Annotated in this window: 14 protein-coding genes; 4 read left to right on the top strand and 10 right to left on the bottom strand. The window is 74.4% G+C overall.

The window, feature by feature from the left end; translation table 11 throughout:
- Nucleotide 1: 1 nt before the first annotated feature.
- From LPU61_RS02650 to LPU61_RS02620, 7 genes are all read right to left on the bottom strand, one after another.
- The gene (locus LPU61_RS02650; protein ID WP_229403968.1) at nt 2-1,690 is read right to left on the bottom strand and encodes a SulP family inorganic anion transporter; all 1,689 of its coding nucleotides are present in this window, start codon (nt 1,688-1,690) and stop codon (nt 2-4) included.
- A complete protein-coding gene (locus LPU61_RS02645; RefSeq protein ID WP_229403966.1) occupies nt 1,687-2,082 on the bottom strand; it encodes a helix-turn-helix transcriptional regulator in 396 nt (131 codons plus the stop codon). The genes LPU61_RS02650 and LPU61_RS02645 overlap by 4 nt, the downstream gene beginning before the upstream one ends.
- Before the next feature lie 90 nt (nt 2,083-2,172).
- Nucleotides 2,173-4,188 (bottom strand): FAD-dependent oxidoreductase, encoded by a 2,016-nt coding sequence (locus LPU61_RS02640; protein ID WP_229403965.1) that lies wholly within the window; start codon nt 4,186-4,188, stop codon nt 2,173-2,175.
- Nucleotides 4,189-4,349: 161 nt separating this feature from the next.
- Entirely contained in the window at nt 4,350-6,785 is a 2,436-nt protein-coding gene (locus tag LPU61_RS02635) for a glycoside hydrolase family 2 protein (RefSeq protein WP_229403964.1), read from the bottom strand.
- Nucleotides 6,782-7,624: a carbohydrate ABC transporter permease gene (locus LPU61_RS02630; RefSeq protein WP_229404550.1), complete on the bottom strand. Its 843-nt coding sequence runs from the start codon at nt 7,622-7,624 to the stop codon at nt 6,782-6,784. Before LPU61_RS02630 ends, LPU61_RS02635 begins: the two co-directional genes overlap by 4 nt.
- A 65-nt stretch (nt 7,625-7,689) precedes the next feature.
- Complete coding sequence (locus LPU61_RS02625) at nt 7,690-8,697, bottom strand: carbohydrate ABC transporter permease (protein ID WP_043962254.1); 1,008 nt, start codon at nt 8,695-8,697, stop codon at nt 7,690-7,692.
- Nucleotides 8,698-8,835: 138 nt separating this feature from the next.
- Nucleotides 8,836-10,119, bottom strand: a complete 1,284-nt coding sequence (locus LPU61_RS02620; RefSeq protein WP_043962252.1) for an extracellular solute-binding protein — start codon at nt 10,117-10,119, stop codon at nt 8,836-8,838.
- 304 nt (nt 10,120-10,423) lie between these two features.
- Between LPU61_RS02620 and LPU61_RS02615 the strand changes: the two genes are divergently transcribed.
- A complete protein-coding gene (locus tag LPU61_RS02615; protein WP_229403963.1) occupies nt 10,424-11,443 on the top strand; it encodes a LacI family DNA-binding transcriptional regulator in 1,020 nt (339 codons plus the stop codon).
- A 33-nt stretch (nt 11,444-11,476) separates the two neighbouring features.
- Here the strand turns inward: LPU61_RS02615 and LPU61_RS02610 are convergent, their stop codons facing one another.
- Nucleotides 11,477-14,128 carry a GGDEF domain-containing phosphodiesterase gene (locus LPU61_RS02610; RefSeq protein WP_229403962.1) on the bottom strand — a complete coding sequence of 884 codons (2,652 nt, stop codon included), beginning with the start codon at nt 14,126-14,128 and terminating at the stop codon, nt 11,477-11,479.
- Between the two features lie 289 nt (nt 14,129-14,417).
- Between LPU61_RS02610 and LPU61_RS02605 the strand changes: the two genes are divergently transcribed.
- Nucleotides 14,418-14,792, top strand: a complete 375-nt coding sequence (locus tag LPU61_RS02605; RefSeq protein ID WP_199485988.1) for a PH domain-containing protein — start codon at nt 14,418-14,420, stop codon at nt 14,790-14,792.
- 23 nt (nt 14,793-14,815) lie between these two features.
- On the opposite strand, the gene LPU61_RS02600 is transcribed toward LPU61_RS02605, so the two are convergent.
- Entirely contained in the window at nt 14,816-15,742 is a 927-nt protein-coding gene (locus tag LPU61_RS02600) for a 2-hydroxyacid dehydrogenase (protein ID WP_229403961.1), read from the bottom strand.
- Nucleotides 15,743-15,805: 63 nt separating this feature from the next.
- Between LPU61_RS02600 and LPU61_RS02595 the strand changes: the two genes are divergently transcribed.
- Nucleotides 15,806-16,978 (top strand): sorbosone dehydrogenase family protein, encoded by a 1,173-nt coding sequence (locus LPU61_RS02595; protein WP_043962248.1) that lies wholly within the window; start codon nt 15,806-15,808, stop codon nt 16,976-16,978.
- A 70-nt stretch (nt 16,979-17,048) separates the two neighbouring features.
- Nucleotides 17,049-18,575 carry a metallophosphoesterase gene (locus tag LPU61_RS02590; protein WP_229403960.1) on the top strand — a complete coding sequence of 509 codons (1,527 nt, stop codon included), beginning with the start codon at nt 17,049-17,051 and terminating at the stop codon, nt 18,573-18,575.
- A 530-nt stretch (nt 18,576-19,105) separates the two neighbouring features.
- Here LPU61_RS02590 and LPU61_RS02585 read toward each other — a convergent pair.
- Complete coding sequence (locus LPU61_RS02585) at nt 19,106-21,463, bottom strand: pyruvate dehydrogenase (protein WP_229403959.1); 2,358 nt, start codon at nt 21,461-21,463, stop codon at nt 19,106-19,108.
- Nucleotides 21,464-21,543 lie beyond the last annotated feature (80 nt).

Raw genomic sequence — 21,543 nt, 5'->3', positions numbered from 1 at the left:
GTCAGGCGGTGGCCGCGCCGTGCAGCAGGCCGCGGGCGTACGCGATGGCCGCCGGGGTGTCCGGGAAGACCAGCCCGTCGCGGCGCAGCTCGTCGGCCACCCCCAGCGTGGCGAGCACCTGGTCGTGGCCGGGGGTGATGCCGGAGAGCAGCACGGTGATCCCCCGGCCGCGCAGCCGCCGGATGGCGTCGCCCAGCACGTGTGCCCCGGTGGCGTCCAGCGCGGACACCCGGGACATCCGCAGGATGACCACCCGCACGTCGGCGACGTCGGAGAGCTGGAGCAGGAAGGTGTGCGCGGCGGCGAAGAAGAGCGGCCCGTCCAGCCGGTACGCCACGATGTGCTCGGCCAGCAGCGCGTGCTCCTCGGCGCTGTGCTCGCCCCGGTCGAGGGGCACCTGCTCCAGTCTGGCGCTGCGGGCCACCGCGCGCAGCGCGATGACGATCGCGACGGCGATGCCGACGGCCACGGCGGTCACCAGGTCCCAGATCACGGTGACGGCGAAGGTGAGCACGAGCACCAGCGCGTCGCCCCGGGTGGCGCGCGCCAGCGCCAGGAGCGAGGCGGCCTCGACCATCCGTACGGTGGTGGCGAGCAGCACCCCGGCGAGCGCCGCGAGGGGGATGCGGCCGACGAGCGGCGCGGCGGCGAGCACGATCGCGGCGAGTGCGACGGCGTGGGTCAGCGCGGCCAGCTTCGACGACGCCCCGGCGCGCACGTTCACGGCGGTGCGGGCGATGGCGGCGGTGGCCGGGATGCCGCCGAACAGCGGGGAGGCGAGGTTGGCCAGCCCCTGCCCGAACAGCTCCTTGTCGGGGTCGTGCCGTTCGCCGACGGTCATGCCGTCGGCGACAGTGGCCGACAGCAGGCTCTCCAGGGCGGCGAGGGCGGCGACGGCGAGCGCGGAGGGCAGCAGTACGCCCACCGCGCCGAGGTCGAGGAAGCCCAGCGACGGCGCGGGCAGCCCCTGCGGCAGTGCGCCGATGCGGACCAGGTCGACCGGCGCGGTCTCCGCGAGGATCGTCGCGGCGGCGACCCCGAGCAGGGAGAACGGCACGCCGGGCCGCCAGCGGCCGCCGAGCAGCATCAGCGCCGCGACGCCGAGGGCCACCGCGAGGGCCGCCGGCCGGGGGTGTACGACGAACCGGGCGACCGCGTCGGCGGCCACCGCCCACACCCGGTCGCCGTGCGCGTCGGTCACGCCGAGCGCGGCGGGCACCTGTTGCAGGGCGATGACCACGGCGATGCCGGCGGTGAAGCCCTCGATGACGGGGGTGGGCAGGTAGCGGACGTACCGGCCGAGGCGGGCCAACGCGAGGGCGATCAGGACGAGGCCGGCCAGCGCGCCGACCATCAGCACCCCGGTCGGGCCGAACTGCTGCACCACGGGCACCAGCACCACGGTCATCGCGCCGGTGGGGCCGGAGACCTGGAGGTTGGAGCCGCCGAAGACGGCGGCCACGGCACCGGCGACGACGGCGGTGACCAGCCCCGCCTGTGCGCCGAGCCCGGAGGTGACGCCGAAGGCGAGGGCCAGCGGCAGGGCGACGATCGCCACGGTGAGGCCGGCGAGCAGGTCGCGGCGGGGCGAGCGGCGTACGGCGTGCCAGTCGGCGCGGCCGGGCAGCAGGCCGAGGACGCGCTCGCGGACGGCGACTGCCGCGGAGGTGGCGGCTGTGGCGGCGCTCACCGGGCCGCACCGGGCCGCGAGCCGGTCTCCCCGCTGGCGGCCGGAGCCGAGCCGGCAGCCGGCACGGCGTCGGCGCGCAGCTCGTCGAGGAGGGCGTCGCGGTCGGTGAGGACCGCGCCGAGGATGCGCCGCCCGGCGGCCAGCAGGTCGGCCACGTCGGGGGTGCTGAGGGAGTACATGACCAGGGGGCCGTCGCGGTGGGAGGCGACCATGCCGGCGCGGCGCAGCACGGCGAGCTGCTGGGAGAGGTTGGACGCCTCGACGTCGATGGCGGCGAGCAGGTCGCGGACGGGCTTCGGCCCGTCCTGGAGCAGTTCGAGCACGCGGATGCGGACGGGGTGCCCGAGGGTGCGGAACAGCTCGGCCTTGGCCTGGTACAGCGGCACGGACACCTGGGGACCCCCGGCTCGACGACCCATACGTGAAGACTTTACCACTTGCAGAAGTCTTCAAGTCGCGAGCCGGGGCACCCCGCGCCCCGGTCAGGCCGCCGGGACGAACCGGACCGCGTCGGCCACCACGTACCCGTCGGTGGCCTCCGTGCGGATCAGCACGCTGCCCGCCGAGCCCGCCGCGAACTCGTACGCCCCGAGCGACACCCACTGGCCGCCCGAGCCGCGCTGGTCCACCGTGCGGGTGGTCACGCCCCCGGCGTGCGCCACGTCCACCGGGACGTTGCTCGCCCGGTTCGCGTCGGCCGTCCAGCGCAGGTGGACCGTCCACGTGCCGGCCGCCGGCAGCGCCGGGGTGAACCGCAGCCGGTTGACGCCCTTGCCGGTGTTGCCGTCGTGCTCGTAGTCGGTGCCGTAGTAGCCGCCGACGGCGGTGCTGCCCACCCAGGCGCCGCCCCGGGTCACCCCGGCCGAACGGTTGTCGACCACGATCTCGCCCTCGGTGACGGGCGGCCAGGTGAGGATCTGCCCGTCGGCGCGCAGCCGGGCCTGGAGTGCGCCGACGTCGACCCGCTGCGCCGGCACGCCCGCGTCCAGGGCCAGCTTCGCCGCCGTCGCGGCGGACTGGGCGAGGATCATGAACACCGGCTCCATCCGGATCGAGCCGTACGCGATGTGGCTGGCCGCCAGGCAGACCGGGACGAACAGGTTGGTGCACTGCCCCTGCGCGGGCACGATCGACCGGTAGCTGACCGGGTACGGCCCCGGCACCCCCACCTGCACGTCGCCCTCGTTCTTCACCACCCCGTTCACCACCACGCGCTGGCAGTTGTGCGAGTCCATCGTGTAGCTGGCCAGGCCGACCGAGTCGGCGACCCGCACCGCGCCCCGGCAGTCCCGCTCCGTCATCACGTAGTCGGCGAGCATCCGCCGCGCCTCGCGGACGTACAACTGGGGTGGCCAGCCGCCGGTGGCGGTGAACTCGTCGGCGGCCAGGCCCCAGGCGGCGGTGTCGGCCCGGACCGACGCCGGCAGCCGGGGGTCGTTGGCCAGGAACCACAGCAGGCCCTGCTGGTACGCCCGGTGCTCGGCCACCATGCTGTCCCGCTGCGCCCAGGTGGCCGTCGGATACCCGTGGCTGGCCCCGATGAAGTCGGTGGAGAACGCCCCGGTGTTGTTCGAGTCGGTCTTGCCGCCGCCGACGCTCTGCGTGGTGAAGAACGGGCCGGTGTAGCCGGCCTGCACGTAGCGCAGCAGCAGTTCGTAGTCGGCCGGGTCGTAGCCGGCCGGCTTCGGGAACGGGATCCGGTCGGCGGCCCGGGTGAGGCACATCCGGAAGTTGTACGCCTGGATCCGGTCGTCGCCGGTGCCGTTGGGCGCGACGGGGGCGGCGGAGATGCCGGGGAGCAGGCCGCTCGCCGCGTTGCCCGGCACCACGTACGGGTCGACGGGCAGGGTGAACTGGTGCGCCCCGCGCAGCTGCACCCCGTTGATCGTCTCGCCGTACACCGAGTTGGCCTCCCGGCCCACCGTGTACGACACCCCGGCCGCCGCCATGAGGTCGCCCTCGTAGGTGGCGTCGACGTACATGCCGCCCGCGAAGAGCTGCCCGTTGTCGGTGGCCAGGCCGGTGAGCCGGTCGCCGGCGCGGGTCACGGAGGTGAGCCGGGCGTCGAGGTAGACCGGGATCGCGTGCTCGGCGAGCAGGTCGGCGAAGACGGCGGCGGCGACGTGCGGCTCGAAGACCAGCCGCATCGGGGAGGTGGGGGTGACGGCCGTGCCGGCGTACTTCGCGTGGACCCGGCGGTAGAACTCCCCGGCGAGGCCGCCGATGGCGGCGCTGGTGCCGCTGTCGGTGTAGCCGAGGCCGCCGGTGGTCAGCCCGCCGACGTGGCCGCCCGGCTCCACGATCAGCGCGGTGCGCCCCAGCCGGCGCATCTGCACGGCGGCCATGATCCCGGCCGACGTCGCGCCGTAGATCACGAGGTCGGCGGTGACCGTGGCGGCGGCGAGGGCGGGCAGGCCGAGGCCGGTGGCGGGGGCGGCGACGAGGAGGGTGGCGCCGCCGAGGCGCAGCAGGTGGCGGCGGTCGAACGAGAGCGGCATCGCGCAGGCCCTTCGGGGAAAGGGGAAGGCGCGCGCCGCCGCACCTCGGGAACGCATCGACTCTCATGCATGCGCCTGCCCGTTGTCAAGCACCCCGCCCGGGGTGTTTGGAGGGGCCCCTTCCTATACAGGAAGCGTCAACAGGGGCCCCTCCTTGCACCTCAGTTCACCGTGCGCAGGACCGGGCGCGCGGTGAGGGCCGCCGCGGGCAGCGGGCGCGCAGCCCGCACCGTGAACGTCGCCGACTCCCCCGGCAGCAGCGTCACCAGGGCCTCGTCGACCTCGGCGGCCGGGTCGAGCCGGTCCGGGAACAGGGTCAGGTCGCGCAGGAACGTGCGGGCGGTGACGCGTACCCGCTGCCCGCCGTCGACCTCCTCGACCGTGGCGTCGTACTCGGCCGCCGGCCAGTCGGCGTCGCGGTCCTCGGCGAAGAACCAGAACGCCCGCCCGGCGTCGCCGTCGGCCTCGGCGACCAGCAGCTCCCGCCGGGCCTGCTCCGGCCGGGCCAGGTCCGCCGGCAGCGCCAGCTCCACCGTCGCGTACGCGGGCACGTCGAGGTCGTACGTCGACTTCGCCCTCGGCTCGCCGTCCGCCGTGACCCGGGTGACGGCGGCGGGGGCCCGCCACGGCTGCCCGGTCTCGTTGACGGCCACCAGCGCCAGCCCGCCGTCGCGGGGCTGGACGGTGAGCAGCCGGTCGGCGTACGCGCGGCGCAGCGCGTACCACAGCGGTTTGCGCCGGCCGTCGCCGTCGACGGCCGCCCAGGAGGTGACGGGCCAGCAGTCGTTGAGCTGCCACACGATGGTGCCCATGCACACCGGCCGGTACGAGCGGAAGTGCTCCACCCCGAGCTGGATGGCGCGGGCCTGGTTGAGCTGCGTGAAGTAGTGCCACTCGGCGAAGTCGGCCGGCGGGGGCAGGTGCGCGTCCAGGCCCCGCTGGAGCTTCGCGTCGCCGTCGATGGCCTTCTGGTGGTGGGCCATCCCGGGCGAGTCGGGGGCGAGCGGGTCGTCGGAGATGGCCCGGCGCAGCGTCGCGTACGCCGGGGGCGCCTGGTAGCCGAACTCGGCGACGAATCGGGGCAGGTACTCGCGGTACTTCGTGTAGTCGTCGGTGTTCCACACGTCCCAGATGTGCATGCTGCCGCGCGCCGGGTCGTTGGGGTGGACGTCTTCGCTGCCCGACCAGGGGCTGCCCGGCCAGTACGGGCGGGTCGGGTCCAGCTCGGCGACGACGCGGGGCAGCAGCTCCAGGTAGTAGCCCCGGCCCCAGGTGCGGCCGGCGAGGCGCTCCTGCCAGCCCCAGTCGTGCCAGGCCCAGATGTTCTCGTTGTTGCCGGTCCACAGCACCAGCGACGGGTGGGCGGCCAGCCGGGTGACCTGTTCGCGCGCCTCGGCCTCCACCTCGGAGCGGAACGGTTCCTCCTCCGGATACGCCGCGCAGGCGAACAGGAAGTCCTGCTGCACCAGCAGCCCGAGGGAGTCGGCCAGCTCGTAGAAGTCCTCCGACTCGTACCGGCCGCCGCCCCACACGCGCAGCAGGTTGATGTTCGCCCCGACGGCCTGGTCGAAGCGGTGCGCCAGCCGCGCCCGGGTGACCCGGTTCGGGAACGCGTCGTCGGGGATCCAGTTGACCCCCCGGGCGAACACCGGCACGTCGTTGACGACCAGGGTGAACGCGGAGCCGTGCGCGTCGGGTGCGGTGTCCAGGCGCACGGTGCGGAAGCCGATCCGGCGGGACCAGGCGTCCAACTCCCGGCCGTCGGCGGCGTGCAGGGTCACGTCGAGGGGGTGCAGCGGCTGGTCCCCGTACCCCCGGGGCCACCACAGCGCGGGGTCGCGGACCTCGACGGTCAGCGCGGCCGTGCGCTCCCCCGCCGCGACGACGGTCTCGGCGGCGGACCCGGCCACCGTCGCGCGGACGGTGACGGGCTCGTCGGCGGCGCGCTCGACCTCGACGACCACCTCGACCCGGCCGACGCCGTCGGCGACGGTGACCAGCGGCCGGACCGTCGCGAGCCGGGCCGTGGACCAGGCGTGCAGGCCGATGTCCTGCCAGATGCCGGCGGTGACGACCGTCGGCCCCCAGTCCCAGCCGAAGTTGCAGGCCGTCTTGCGGATGAAGTTGAAGGGCTCGGGGTACGCGTTGGGCCGGTCGCCGAGCCGGTCCCGGTGCGCCTCGGCGTAGCGGTACGGCGAGTCGAACCGGACGGTCAGCGTGTTGGCCCCCGGCCGCAGCGCGTCCGCCACGGCGAACCGGTAGCCCCGGTGCATGTTCTCGGCGCGGCCGACCTCGACGCCGTTGACGGCGAGCGTGGCGACCGTGTCGAGGCCGGCGCAGACCAGGTCGACCCGGTCGGCGTCGCCGGTCGGCGCGTCGAACGTGGTCTCGTAGACCCAGTCGGTGCGCCCGATCCACGCCAGCGCCGTCTCGTTGTCGTCGAGGTACGGGTCGGGGATCAGCCCGGCGGCGAGCAGGTCGGTGTGCACGCAGCCGGGCACGGTCGCCGGGACCGACCGGCCGGCCACCTGCGGCGGCACCTGGCCGCCGGCGACGGCCCGCAGCAGCCAACCCTCGTGCAACGATTGCCGGATCAAGACTTCACCGCGCCTTCCATGATTCCGCGGACGATCTGACGCCCGCCGACGAACAGCATGACCAGCAGGGGGATCGTGGCGACGAACGCGCCGGCCAGCACCCGCCGGTAGATCACGTAGTTGCCGCTGGCCAGGTCGGAGATGGCCACCATCGAGGTGGGGAAGTCGGTGCCGCTGAGCGTGATCAGCGGCCACTGGAAGTCGTTCCAGGTGGCCACGAACGTGAGCAGGCCGAGCACCGCGAGCGCGGGCCGGATCGCCGGCAGCACCATGCTCCAGTAGATCCGCATGGTGGTCGCCCCGTCCACCCGGGCCGACTCGACCAGCTCGTCGGGGACGGAGTTGACGATGAACTGCCGCATGTAGAACACGCCGAACGCGGTGACCAGGCCGGGCGCGATGACGGCGAGCAGGGTGCCGTTCCAGCCGAGCTTGCCCATCACGATGTAGAGCGCCACGATGCCGAGCTGGTTGGGCACGGTGAGGGTGAGCACCACGAACAGCATCAGCCACCCACTGCCCTTGAAGCGCAGCTTGGCGAACGCGAACCCGGCCAGCGAGCAGAAGAACAGCACCGAGGCGGTGACCACGGTGGAGACGATGAAGCTGTTGATCAGGCCGGCGGCGAAGAAGACGTCCTGGAGGGAGAAGACCTCGTCCAGGTTGACCAGGAACTGGTTGCCGGGCACGACCGCCGGGGGGATCTTCGCGAGGGCCTCGTCGTCGCTGGTGGCGATGACGAACATCCAGTACAGCGGGAAGACCGAGAACAGGATCGTCACGGCCAGCAGCAGGTACGTCCCGAGGCCCGCCGGGGTGTCCTGCGGGGCGCGGCCCATCAGCCGGGCCCGGCTGCCCCGGGGCGCGGGGGCCTGCTCCACGGGCCTCGGCGCGGTGTCGACACTCATTTGCGCCCTCCGGACAGGCGGCTCGTCAGCCAGGTGTTGATGCCGGCGACGACGAGGATGATCAGGAACAGGGCCCAGGACATCGCGGCGGCGTAGCCGAGGTTGAGGTCCTTCCAGCCCACCTTGTAGATGAGCTGGGCGATGGTCTGCCACTCGCCGTTCGGGCCGCCGGTGGCCGCCTGCGCGTTGAGGTCGAACAGCATCGGCTCGGTGAAGAGCTGGAGTCCGCCGATGGTGGAGAGCACGACGGTGAACACGACGACCGGCTGGATCATCGGCACGGTGATCCGCCAGAGCTGCTTCCACGGGCCCGCGCCGTCGATGGCCGCCGCCTCGTAGACGTCGCGCGGGATGGACTGCATCGCCGCCAGGTAGAGCAGCGCGTTGTAGCCGATCCACTTCCAGTTGACCATGGTGGCGACGGCGATCCAGGAGTGCAGCTTGTCGGCCCGCCAGTCGATCGGGGCGTCGCCCCCGCCGAACGGGCCGAGCAGCCAGTTGGCCATGCCGAAGTCGCGGGAGAAGAAGACGCTGAACACCATCGTGGAGGCGACGATCGGCGTGACGTACGGCAGCAGGATGCCGACCCGCCACCAGGTCTGGGCGCGCAGCCTGCGGTTGAGCAGCGAGGCGATCACCAGGGCGAGCAGCAGCTGCGGCAGCGAGGAGAGCAGGAAGATGCCGAACGTGTTGTAGAGGGCGTTCCAGAAGTCCTCGTCGCCGGCGAGCCGGGCGAAGTTGTCGAACCCGGCCCAGTACGGCAGCGTCGGGTCGTCCAGCTCGTAGTTGCGCAGCGACACCACGCCGTTGAACAGCAGCGGGAACAGGCCGAAGACGGCGAACAGCAGGAAGAACGGCGCGATCATCAGGTACGGCATGTAGCGCATGTCGAAGCGGTACAGCCGGTTGCGCCAGGTGAGCCGCCGCTCGTCGGCCCCGGATCCGCCGGTGCCGCGCTCGGGCGCGGAGCGGGGGGACGGTGGCGCGGCGCGGGTCGTGGACATGGGGACGCTCCAGGGCCGGTCGGACTGTCGGGGGTGTCGGGGAGGGCGTCGCCCCGGCCCCGCGCCGGGGGGCGACGCGGGGGCCGGGGCGGCGACCGGTGGCGGGGCCGGGCCGCCCCGCCACCGGTCGCCGGGGCGTCAGGACCTGCTGGCCTTCTCGGCCTCCTTGACCGCCTCGGCCCAGGCGGCGTCCGGCTTCAGCGTCCCGTTCTCCACCCGCCGGATGACGTTCTCCACGTTCACCCGCGTCGGGCCGTTCTTCTTGCCCTGGTACTGCGGGGTGAGGCCCTGCGCCATCTTCGGGAAGATCTGCCCGACCGGGGCGTCGTTGAAGAACGGGTTCTTGAACTCGGCGATCGCCGGGTCGGCGTAGAGGGCCGGCTGCGACGGCAGGTTGCCGACCTTCTTGAAGATCTCGATCTGCTGCTCCGGCTGCACCAGCCACTCCAGCAGCTTGTACGCCTCGTCGACGTTCTTGCTCTGCTTGGGGATGGTCAGGAACGAGCCGCCCCAGTTGCCGCCGCCGCCGGGCACGGCCGCGATGTCCCACTTGCCCTCGGTGCCGGGGGCGGTGTCCTTGATGTGGCCGAGCATCCACGCCGGGCAGGCGAGGACGGCGAACGCGCCGCTGGTGAAGCCCTTGTCCCAGTCGGCCTGGAAGCTGACGAGCTTGGCGGAGATGTCGGCCTGCAGCGCCTTGACGGTGTAGTCGAAGGCGACCTTCGGGCCGCCGTCCATCTGGAGCTGCTCCTGCTCGTTGTAGAAGCCGGCCTGCTGCTGGCCGAGGATCGGGTTGAACAGGTTCGTGCCCGAGTCGATGAACTTCTTCTTGGTCTTGCCGGTGTACTGCTGGCCGACCTCGATGAACTTGTCCCAGGTGGGCCACAGCGCGGAGACCTGGTCGCGGTCGGTGGGCAGCCCGGCGGCGGCGAACAGGTCGGTGCGGTAGCACATGGCCAGGCCGCCGACGTCGGTGCCGAGGCCGATCTGGGTCTTGCCGTCGGCGGAGAGCGTCTGCTTCCACTTCCACGGCAGGTACTTGCTCTCGAACGAGCCGGCGCCCTTGTCGAGCAGGTTGACGAACTTGTCGGACTGGCTGCGGAACTGCACGACGTAGCCCTCGTCGATGGCGGCGATGTCCGCCGCGCCCGAGCCGGCGACCAGCTTCTTCTGCAGGTCCTCGTGCTGGGCGTTGTACTCGCCCGAGTTGAGCTGGATCTTGACGTTGGGGTGCTCGGCCTCGTACTTGGTCTTGAGGTCCTGGAGCCCGAAGTCGCCCCAGAAATTGATCTTCAGGGTGACCGTGCCGCCACCCGCGTCGTCACCGCCGGTGGTGCTCCTGCCGCTGCACGCGGCCACCATGGTCAGGCCGACCGCCCCCACGGCGACCGCGCGGGCCCAGTGGCTCCAGGACCGTCTCATGTCTTCCTCCGAGCAAGATGGAAACGCTCCCGACATCGAGAGACGTTGACTGAACCGGATAAGTGACGCCACCGTACGGGCCGACCCCACCAGTGTCAACGGCCGGTTAACTGGGTGCCTGTTCCGTAACCTTTCGGTGCCCTGCGCAGGCTTAACCGCGCAAGCGCAGCCCCGGGGCCGCGCCACGCACGGGGCCCGGCCCCGACCGCCGGCCCCACCCGGTTGCAGTAGCGTGAGGGCCGCCGGCCACCCCGGCACCGTGCACCCGCCCCGGGGCGGGCCGAGCAAGTGGAGGAACACGCCGGTGAAGCGGCCGACCATCGCCGACGTCGCGCGGCGGGCCGGGGTCTCCAAGGGCGCGGTCTCGTACGCGCTGAACGGGCAGCCCGGCGTCTCCGAGGCGACCCGCCAGCGCATCCTGGCCATCGCCGCGGAGATCGGGTTCAGCCCGAGCAGCGCCGCCCGGGCGCTCTCCGGCGCCAGCGCCAACGCCGTGGGCCTCACCCTGTGCCGCCCGGCCCGGATACTCGGCATCGAGCCGTTCTTCATGGAGCTGATCAGCGGCGTCGAGGCCGAGCTGTCCGCCCGCTCGTACGCGCTGACCCTCCAGGTGGTCGCCGACCCCGACGCCGAGATCGCGGTCTACCGCCGCTGGTGGGCCGAGCGCCGCATCGACGGGGTCTTCGTCTGCGACCTGCGCACCGACGACCGGCGGGTGCCGGCGCTGGAGGAGCTGCAACTGCCGGCCGTGGTGATCGGCGGCCCCGGGCACACCGGCGGGCTGGCCCACGTCTGGTCCGACGACGCCACGGCGCTCGTGGAGACCGTGGAATACCTGGTCGCCCTGGGGCACCGCCGCATCGCCCGGGTCGGCGGCCTGCCCTCGCTGCTGCACACCGAGGTCCGCAGCGACGCCTTCACCGAGGTGTGCGCCCGGCTCGGGCTCGACGAGTCGGTCACGGTCTGGTCGGACTACACCGGCGAGGAGGGGGCCCGGGCCACCCGGCGGCTGCTCAGCTCCCCGCACCGCCCCACCGCCGTCATCTACGACAACGACGTGATGGCGGTGGCGGGCCTGTCCGTGGCCCAGGAGATGGGCCTCACGGTCCCCGGCGACCTGTCCATCGTGGCCTGGGACGACTCGCCCCTGTGCCAGCTCGTGCACCCGCCGCTGACGGCGCTGGGCCGGGACATCCCCGCGTACGGCGCGCACGCCGCCCGGCAGCTGCTCCAGGTGATCGCGGGCGAGCCGGTCAGCGGCGTGCAGGGCGAGACGGCGCACCTCACCCCCCGGGGCAGCACGGCACCGCCCCGGGCGCGGTGAGCAGGGCCAGGGCCGACTGAACCGGTTAAGCAGTCACCGGGACGCCGACGGGAACTCCTCGAAGTACGCCTCCACCCGCTCGGCGGTCGCCGGGCGGGCCAGCGCGTGGCCCTGCCCGTACCGGCAGCCGGCCCGCGCCGCCGCGTCCACCTGCGCCGGGGTCTCCAGCTCCGCCGCGACGACCTCCAGACCGAGGCGTTGGCCGAGGCCGACCACCACGTCGGTCAGCGGCGGTCGCACCGGCCCGCCCGCACCGGCCGCGTCGGGTCGGTGCGCGGACGACGCCGCCGGGGCCAGCTTCAACAGGTCGACCGGGAGCCGGCGGAGCTGGGCCAGCGAGGCGTGCTCGGCCCGGAACCCGTCCAGGGCCGTGCGGACGCCGAGCGACCGCAGCCCGGCGAGCCGGGCCACCACCGCCGGCAGCTCCGGGCCGACGCGGGGCTCGGCCACCTCGACCACCAGCCGGTCCGCCGGCACCCCGTGTGTGGCCAGCACCGCCGCCGTGCGGGGCAGGAAGTCCGGCGCGGTCAGCTCCCCCGGGGTGACGTTCACCGACATCCACAGCCGCCGGTCGCCGGCCGACCAGTCGGCGAGCTGACGGCACGCCCGGTCCAGCACCCAGCGGCCCACCTCGCCGATCAGGTCCAGGTCCTCGGCGACCGGCAGCAGCTCGGCCGGCAGCACCGTGCCCAGCACCGGGCTGCGCCAGCGCAGCAGCGCCTCCGTGCCCACCGGCAGCCGGTCGGCCAGCCCCAGCACCGGCTGGTAGACCAGGTCCAGCTCGCCCCGGGCCACCGCGCCGGGCAGCTCCCGCTCCAGGTCGAGCCGGCGCACCAGCTGCTCCTCCAGGTACGCGTCGTACCACTCGATGCGGTCCCGCCCGAGCTGGGCGGCCCGGCGGCGGGCCAGGTCCGCCTGGCGCAGCACGTCGTCGGGCCCCGCGCCGCCGACCTCGGCCAGGCCGACGTTCGCCTGCAACCGGACCGCCTCGTCGCCCGCCATCCGGTACGGCTCCGCCAGCGCCGCCAGCAGCCGGGTGCCCAGCCCGTACGCGAGCACGGGGCCCACGTCGGTGAGCACCGCGAACTCGTCGCCCACCAGACGGGCCACCAGGTCCTCCGGGCCGGCCACCGCGCGCAGCCGGCGGGCCACCTCGACGACGACCGTGTCGCCGAACGCGTGCCCGCGGCCGTCGTTGACCGCGCCCAGGCCGTGCAGGTCGACCACCAGCAGCGCCCCCGACCCGCCCCGGCGGGCGCGCAGCTCGCGCAGCAGCTCCCGCCGGTTGGCCAGCCCGGTGAGCTGGTCGGTCGCGGCCAGCTGGTGCACCGCGCGTTCCAACCGGCGACGCTCGCCGACGTCGCGCACGTGCAGCACGAGCGCGCGGACCTCGGGCACGCCGCGCTGGTCGCTCACCGTCGACTCGGTCTCCCGCCACGCCCCGCGCCCGTCGCGCATCCGCGCCGGCAGCAGCGTCGGCCGGTCGCCGGCGAGCACCCCGTCGAGCAGCCGCGCGATCCGCCCCGCGTCGTCCGGGTGCAGCAGGTCGGCGAAGTGCCGGCCGAGCACGTCGGCGTCGGTGAGGGCGAAGAGCCGGGCCGCCGCCGGGGACTGCCAACGCACCCGCAGCGCGTCGTCCAGCAGCAGGATCAGGTCGTTGCCGCCGGAGACCAGCGCGCGGAAGTGCGCCTCCTGGGCGGCGAGCCGGCCGGCGTACCGGCGGTTGTCGGTGGCGGAGATCAGCTCCCGGACGACCAGCGGGGGAATCACCGCCAGGCCGATCAGGACCATGCCGGTGCTGAACGGGCCGTACGCGGCCAGGTGCCCGGCGGCGGCCAGGGTGGCGATACCCGCGGGCGCGCTGACCCGGGGCCAGACCGGCGGCGGGCCCCCCGCCCGCCTCGGGTCGCCGGCGGCCACCCGCCGGACCCCGGCTGCGGTGAGCAGCACGCCGGCCACCAGCGGCGGCACGGTCGCCAGGGCCGCCCAATCCGGCGCGCCGTAGGCCAGCAGCACGATCAGCGCGAGCAGGCCGAACTGGGCGGCCCCGGTGCCCAGGAGGCAGATCGCCGCGCCCGGGCGGCGGCGCCAGTCGGCCAGGACCGCCACGCCGACCGCCGCGAAGCCGAACCCACCGGACGCCACCGCGATCCGGGCGGCGAGCGGGGCCTGCTCCGTCGGCAGCAGCACCCAGGCGGCGAAGTGCAGGCTCAGGCCCAGGCTGACGATGTCCGTCGCATGGCGCACCCGGGCGCGCGCCGCCAGCCGGGACCGGCCGGGCAGCAGGAGCAAACCGACGGTGTGCAGCACGGCGGCGAGACCGAGCCCCGCCGCGCCGACGGCGACGCGCAGGCCGGCGGCGACCAGCGGCAGCACCGCGACGGTCAGCCCGACGGAGAGCACCGCCGCGTGGAGCAGCCCGGCGGCGGGCCGCACCTGCGGGCCACGCCACGGACCGGGTCGCGCGACGTCGTCCCCGGCGGGGTCACCGCCCCGGGCCGGAACGACCAGCCGGGACAGCCGGGCCCCGGCGAGGGCGCTGCCGGCGGCCCCGGCGAGCGCCACCACGGCCAGCGGCGGGACCGCGCCGACCAGCCCGGCGAGGACGAGCAGCACCACCGCCGCCAGCACCAGCAGGTCGGCGGGGCGCAGGCGGACAACGCCTGAGGGGTACGCGACGGGCACGGCGGTCGCCTTCGTGAGGGGGCACGGGCGGATGCGGTACGGCGGTGCGTCCCGGCACGGTGGTTGCGGTCACCGGGCCGGGATGATCGGCGGTGTCGCCCGGTGGACGGGCCCGCCAGCGGCATGGCATGGCGCGGCGGGTGGACCCGCCCAACACGGGAGAACGATTCATCGTCACCGCCGGACGCGGACGCGGCGGACCGGGTGGGCGTGATTCGGGTCACTGCCCCCCGCCGGCCATCCGCCGCCCGGCCGGCGGATCGCACCGGCCGGGTGGGATCATCTCCGGGTGCGTACCGAGACCGTCCGCTTCCGCCACAACCAGGCGATCCTGGTCGCGGCGGTGATCGCCTTCATCGGGGCCCTGCCGCTGGCCAGCGCCGGGTGGTATTTCGTGCCCGTGCTGCTCGTCCCGCTGGCGATCGGGGTCTGGGCCTGGCGGGCCGGCACCGAGGCCGACGCCCGGGAGCTGCGCCTGCGGGCGCTGGCCGGGCAGCGCCGGGTCGCCTGGGACCGGGTCGTCGAGCTGGGCGCCGACGCCCGGGGCCGGGCGGTCGCCCGGCTCGACGACGGCGAGCTGCTCGTGCTGCCCGGGGTGCGCGGCAGCGAACTGCCCCGGCTCGTCGCGGCCACCGGCCAGAACCTGCCCGGCCGGGCCGCCTGACCCCACCGCCGTGGGCCGGTCGGTCAGTAGCCGTCCGACACCGCGTTCACCAGCGGCTCCCCCGCGGCGAAGCGCCGGACCTGCTCGGCCACCAGCCGGTACGCCCGGGGCAGCAGCCCGCGCACCGAGCCGGCGACGTGCGGGGTCAGCAGCACGTTCGGCAGCTCCCACAGCGGGTGGTCGGCGGGCAGCGGCTCCGGGTCGGTGACGTCCAGCGCGGCCCGCAGCCGCCCGGTCGTCAGCTCGGCGACCAGCGCGTCGGTGCGGGCCACCGGGCCGCGCGCCGCGTTGACCAGCAGCGCGCCGTCGGGCATAGCGGCGAGGAACTTCTCGTCGACCAGGCCGCGCGTCGCGTCGGTCAGCGGCACCAGCACCACCACCACGTCGGCCTCGGGCAGCAGCGCCGGCAGCTCGTCGACCCCGTGCACCCCCTCGGCGGGACGCGGCGTGCGGGCGACCAGGGTGAACGTCACCTCGAACGGGGCGAGCCGGGCCCGCACCGCCGCGCCGATCGAGCCCGCCCCGACGATCAGCACCCGCTTGCCGGCCAGCTCGTCGGTCGGGCAGAGCCGGTCGTAGGCCCACTCGCGGCGGGACTGGGCGAGGGCGAAGGCGGGGAAGCCGCGCACCTGGGACAGGATCGCGGCGACCACCCACTCGGCCGTGCCGACGTCGTGCACGCCGCGCGCGTCGCAGAGCGTCACCCCGGGCGGCACCCGGCCCGCCCAGGCGTCCGCGCCGGCCGAGAGGAGCTGCACCACCCGCAGGTCGGGCAACCTCCCGAGCAGGTCGGTGGCGTCCACGCCGGAGAGGAACGGTGGCACCCAGAACCGGACGCCGGCCACCTCGGAGGGCAGCCGCGACGGGTGCTCGGCCACCTCGACGGTGACCCCGGGCGGCAACTCGCCGAGCAGGGCGCGGCCGGCGGGGTGCGGAATCCATACCTTCACGGACGCCGACGATAGCCGGTGCGGGCCCCGTCACGGCACCGCCGGGCGGCTAGGCTGGGCCGGGTGAGCACCGGAGCCCCGTACCCCCGCAAGAGCCCGCTGCGGGCGGTCGTCGCGGCGTCCTGCGCGGCGCTGCTGCTGGCCGCCGCCGGGTGCAGCTTCGGCGAGCCGGAGCCGGACCCGGCCGGCGAGCCGCCCAACCTGCCCACCCCGTCGGCCTCCGCGCCCGCCGGGGCCGGCCAGCAGGTGGTCACCACGGTGCTGGCCAAGGGGCTGCGGGTGCCGTGGGGCATGGCGTTCCTGCCCGACGGCGGCGCCCTGGTCACCGAGCGGGACAGCGGCCGGATCCTCCAGGTCGGCCCCGGGTCCGGGCGCGACGGGCTGACCGTCACCGCCGTGCGGACCGTGCCCGGCGTGGTGCCCGGCGGCGAGGGCGGGCTCATGGGGATCGCGGTCTCCCCCACCTACGCGACCGACCAGACGATCTTCGTCTACCACACCGCCGAGAACGACAACCGCATCGTCAAGCTGGACCTCGACGGGGCGCCCACCCCGATCCTGACCGGCATCCCCAAGGCCGGCATCCACAACGGCGGCGGGCTCGCCTTCGGGCCGGACGGCTTCCTCTACGCGAGCACCGGCGACGCCGGCAACCGGGAGGCCGCGCAGGACCAGAAGAACCTGGGCGGCAAGATCCTGCGGATCACCACCGCCGGCAAGCCGGCCCCGGGCAACCCGTTCGCCGGCTCGCCGGTCTGGTCCCTGGGCCACCGCAACGTGCAGGGCCTGGCCTGGGACGCCGGCAAGCGGATGTACGCCGTCGAGTTCGGCCAGAACACCTGGGACGAGATCAACCAGATCACCAAGGGCGGCAACTACGGCTGGCCCCAGGTCGAGGGCCAGGCCGACGACCGGCGGTACGCCGACCCGCTGGTGCAGTGGCGCACCACCGACGCCTCCTGCTCGGGCCTCGCGGCGACCGACCGGCTGCTGGTCACCGCCTGCCTGCGCGGGCAGCGGCTGTGGCTGGTCGAGCTGACCGACACCGGCACGGTGCTCGGCCAACCCCGGGAGCTGCTCACCCGCCGGTACGGCCGGCTGCGCGGCGCGATCGCCGCCCCCGACGGGTCGGTCTGGGTCACCACCTCCAACCACGACGGGCGGGGCCAGCCGGCACCTGAGGACGACCGGATCCTGCGGCTGGTCTTCACCGACGGCGGCGCGGGCCGCAGCTGACCCGCCGCCGGACGCAGGCCGGAATCCCGGGTTTGCCAAGATCCTTCACTGGGCAGGTCAGAATCTCAGCATGGACGGGCAGGAGAACGAAGAGCGCAGCGCCGGCGAAGCCGCGCCCCGCACGGCCGGGCGCGGCCGGGTCCGCCGGCTGGGGGTGGTCCTCGCCGTCCTGGTGATCTCCCTGGCCGGGGCGGTCATCGGCACCCTCGCCGGCGGGCGGGTGCACACCGACATCGGGCCGTTCCGCGCGGAGCTGAGCCTCACCCCTTCGCTGGAGGGCGGCACCACCGTCGACATCCCGCCGCTGGGCGCGCTCCAGCTCGACAGCCACGACGGGCCCACCCACCTCACCGTCGGCCTCGGGGCCCTCGACCAGCGGCGCACCGAGGCGCTGATCGACGACCCGGCGAGCATCAGCCGGGCCAGCCAGTCCGCCGTCACCGACGTCCGCAACGGGGTGCTGCGCCTCGGGCTGCGCACCGTCGGCGCGGCGGTGCTGGTCACCCTCGTCCTCGCCGGGCTGGTGTTCCGCGACACCCGGCGCACCGCCTGGGCGGGCGGGCTGTCGCTGCTGGTCACCGCCGGCAGCCTCGGCCTGGCCGCGTCCACCATCCGCCCGCAGGCGATCGAGGAACCCCGGTACGAGGGGCTGCTGGTCAACGCCCCGGCGATCGTCGGTGACGCCCGCCGGATTGCCAACGACTACACCAAGTACGCCGAGCAGCTCCAGCGCCTCGTCGGCAACGTCAGCCAGCTCTACACCACCGTCTCCGCCCTGCCGGTGTACGAACCGGCCCCCGGCACCACCCGGGTCCTGCACGTCTCGGACATGCACCTCAACCCGACCGGGTGGCAGCTCATCCGCACGGTCGTGGAGCAGTTCGGCATCGACGTGGTGATCGACACCGGCGACATCACCGACTGGGGCAGCGAGCCGGAGGCGTCGTTCGTCGGCTCGATCGGCCTGCTCAAGAAGCCGTACGTCTACATCCGGGGCAACCACGACTCGGGCAAGACGGCCGCGGCGGTGGCCCAGCAGCCCAACGCGATCGTGCTGAACAACTCGACCACCACCGTCGCCGGGCTGACCATCGCCGGCATCGGCGACCCCCGGTTCACCCCCGACAAGGAGACCTCCCCGGCCGGCAGCGGCCTCACCAAGCAGGTGGCCGACCAGGTGATCGGGGCCGGCGACCAGCTCGCCGTAACCGTGCGCGAATCGCCCAAGCCGGTGAACATCGCACTGGTGCACGACCCGGCGTCGGCGGGGCCGCTGTCGGGCACCTGTCCCCTGGTGCTCGCCGGGCACACCCACGCCCGGCAGGTCTCCAAGCTGCCGCAGGTGCCGGGCCAGATGCCGACGCAGCTGATGGTGGAGGGGTCCACCGGCGGCGCGGGGCTGCGCGGCCTGGAGGGCGAGAAGCCCACCCCGCTGTCGATGACGGTGCTCTACTTCGACAAGGAGAAACTGCTCCAGGCGTACGACGACATCACCGTCGGCGGCACCGGTCAGGCGCAGGTCAACCTGGAGCGACACGTGGTGCAGAACCCGAAGGCCGGCGACCAGGTGCCGGTCACCCCGACCCCGACCCGCTGACCAGGCTGCCCCCGCCACCCCCGCCTCCGCCACTCGCCCCCGCTGCCCGAACGCCCACGTGGGCCGCCGGTACAGGGCGGCACGGGCCCGACCGGTACGGGGCGGCACGGGCCCGCACGGCCCCCGACCTGCGGGCCGCGAACCTGCCGTGGACCTGCCGCAGGCATACCGCGGACCTGCTGCGGACCTACCGCGGGCCTACGAAGCCACGGTCAACCGTGACGGTGTGCCACCGAGCAGCGCCTGCCGACCCACCCCGTCGCCCCCTTTGCTCTGCACCCATCGACGCAACAGTCACCCTCGGCAATCACCCCACCAGAGGTCGATCGGGGAGTGTCAACCGTTTCCGCTGATCAGCAGCAGTGTTGCGTCGATGGGTGCAGAGCAAAGGGAGGGCAAGGTGAGGTGAGGCCGACGGAGAAGGTCACGGAAAGCTACAGCGGCACTGACCACGGAGCGCAACGAACCGCAGCCGTTGGGCGCAGGACCGGCGCGGGGCAGCGGGCGGCAGCGGGGGGCCGGGGCGGGGGTCAGCGCAGCGAGAGGGCGGCCAGGGCCGCGTTGACGATGCTGCCGGGCAGCAGGTCGTGCAGCTCGTACAGCTCGCGGACGCTGCCCGACTGGCCAAACTCGTCCACGCCGAGCGGCACCGCCGGGGCGCCGACGGCCGAGCCGAGCCAGGCCATCGCGTGCGAGGCCGCGTCGTGCACCGTCACCACCGGCACCCGGTCGACGAACGCCGACCGCAGCGCCCCCGGCACGCTCGGCACGGTGGCCGTCCGCACCCCCTGGCGCAGGGTGCGCTGCCACGCCCGGTAAAGGCGGTCCAGGCTGGTCACGTCCACCACGTGCGCGGCCACGCCCTCCTCGGCCAGCTCGGCGGCGGCGGCCAGCACCTCCGGCAGCACCGCGCCGGAGGCGGCGAGCTGCACCACCGGCGCGTCGGCCAGCTCCGGGTGCGCCGCGTGCGCGTCGACCAGCCGGTACGCCCCGGCGACCGCCTGCCGGCGCAGCACCGCGTCGCCGAGCCGCGCCCTGGCCGCCTCGAAGGGCGCCTGGTCGATCGGGCGGGTGCTGAGCCGGAAGTAGTACGCCCCGTCCTCGACCGGCGCGGCGGTGCTGGCCGGCGTGCCCCCGGCGGCGATCTGCCCGAGGGCGTCGCAGAGCAGCCAGTCGAGGGTGGCCGCGTACGCGGGCTCGACGAACGTCACGCCGGGCAGCTCCAGCCCCACCGACGCGGTGATCGTGGACTGGTGCGCGCCGCCCTCGGGGGCGAGGGTGATGCCCGACGGGGTGCCGGCGACCACGAACCGGGAACCCGAGTAGGTGCCGTAGAGGAACGCGTCGAGGCCGCGCAGCACGAACGGGTCGTAGACGGTGCCGACCGGCAGCAGCGGCTGCCCCGACAGGTCCCACGACAGGCCGAGCTGGCCGAGCAGCAGGAACAGGTTCATCTCCGAGATGCCCAGCTCGATGTGCTGCCCAGCGGGGCTCTCGGTCCAGCGCAGCATCCGGTCCTCCGTCCAGGACCGCTGCTCGGTCGGGGCGAACACCCCCGTCTTGTTGATGAACCCAGCGAGGTTCGTCGAGGTGGCGACGTCGGGCGCGGTGGTCACCAGGTAGGGGGCGACGGCCTCGTCGCGGGCCAGCTCCACCAGCACCCGACCGAAGACCTCCTGGGTGGAGACGGGCCGGTTCGCGCGTACCCTCGTGGTTTCCGGGACGGTGACCGGCAGCGCCCGCCCGGCCGGCGGTCGGGACAGCGCCTCCCGGCGCGCGCCGGCCCGGATGCCGGCCGGCGACGCCGGGGCGAGGCGGTCCCACTCGGTGGCGGGGGTCAGGCCGTGGGCCGCGCGCAGCGCGTCGACCTGCTCGGTGGTGAGCAGCGCCGAATGGTTGCGGGGATTGCCGGCGATGGGCAACCCCCAGCCCTTCACGGTGTACGCGAAGACGACGCTGGGCCGGTCGGTGACCGCGTCGCACTGGGCGTACGCGTCGAGCATCGCCTGCAGGTCGTGCCCGCCCAGGTCGGTGACCAGCGGGGCCAGCTCGTCGTCGGCGACGTCGGCGATCAGCTCCGCGATGCCGGCCGGCGCGCCGTCGCAGAACCGCTCCCGCAGCGCCGGCCCGGCCAGCCCGAACAGCGACTGGTACTGCTCGTTGGGCATCGCGTCGATCCAGTCGCGCAGCGCCTCCCCGCCCGGCCGGGCGTACGCCTGCGCGAGCCGGCGGCCGTACTTGACCTCGACGACGTGCCAGCCGGCGGCTTCGAACTGGCCGCGCCACTGGTTGATCCGCACCCCGGGCACGACCCGGTCGAGGGACTGCCGGTTGAAGTCGACCAGCCACATCACGTTGCCCAGGCCGGTGGTCGCCGGGTCGGCGACGGCCTCCCAGATGTTGCCCTCGTCCAGCTCGGCGTCGCCGATCAGCGCCACGAACCGGGAGCGGGGGCGCGCGCCGAAGTGCGCGTCGACGTACCGGCGGGTGACGGCGGCGAACAGCGGCGCGGCGGCGCCGAGGCCGACGGAGCCGGTGGAGAAGTCGACGCCGTCGGGGTCCTTCGTGCGCGACGGGTACGACTGGAGGCCGCCCCGGGCGCGCAGCCGCGTCAGGTAGGACCGGTCGAGGTTGCCGAGCAGGTATTGAATCGCGTGGAACACCGGGGAGGCGTGCGGCTTCACCGCGACCCGGTCGGCGGCGTCGAGGTGGGCGAACCACAGCGCGGTCATCGCCGTGACCAGCGACGCGCTGGACGCCTGGTGCCCGCCGACCTTCACCCCGTCGCCGGTGTCCCGGTCGTGGTTGGCCGCGTCGACGATGCGGGTGGCGAGCCAGAGCACCCGCCGCTGGATCTCGTCGAGGACGTCGAGGTCGTGCTGGTTCACGGGTTGCTCCATCCGGGCGTCGCCGTTGACGCCCCGCGAGGGGGTGGGGGTGTGGGGGTGTCAGGAGGGGGCCCTTCCTA

It is taken from the genome of Micromonospora sp. NBRC 110038 (assembly GCF_020884815.1).
Taxonomy (GTDB): Bacteria; Actinomycetota; Actinomycetes; order Mycobacteriales; family Micromonosporaceae; genus Micromonospora; species Micromonospora haikouensis.
The sequence above is the reverse complement of the archived record's forward strand: the minus strand, read 5'-3'. Positions and strand labels throughout refer to the sequence as shown.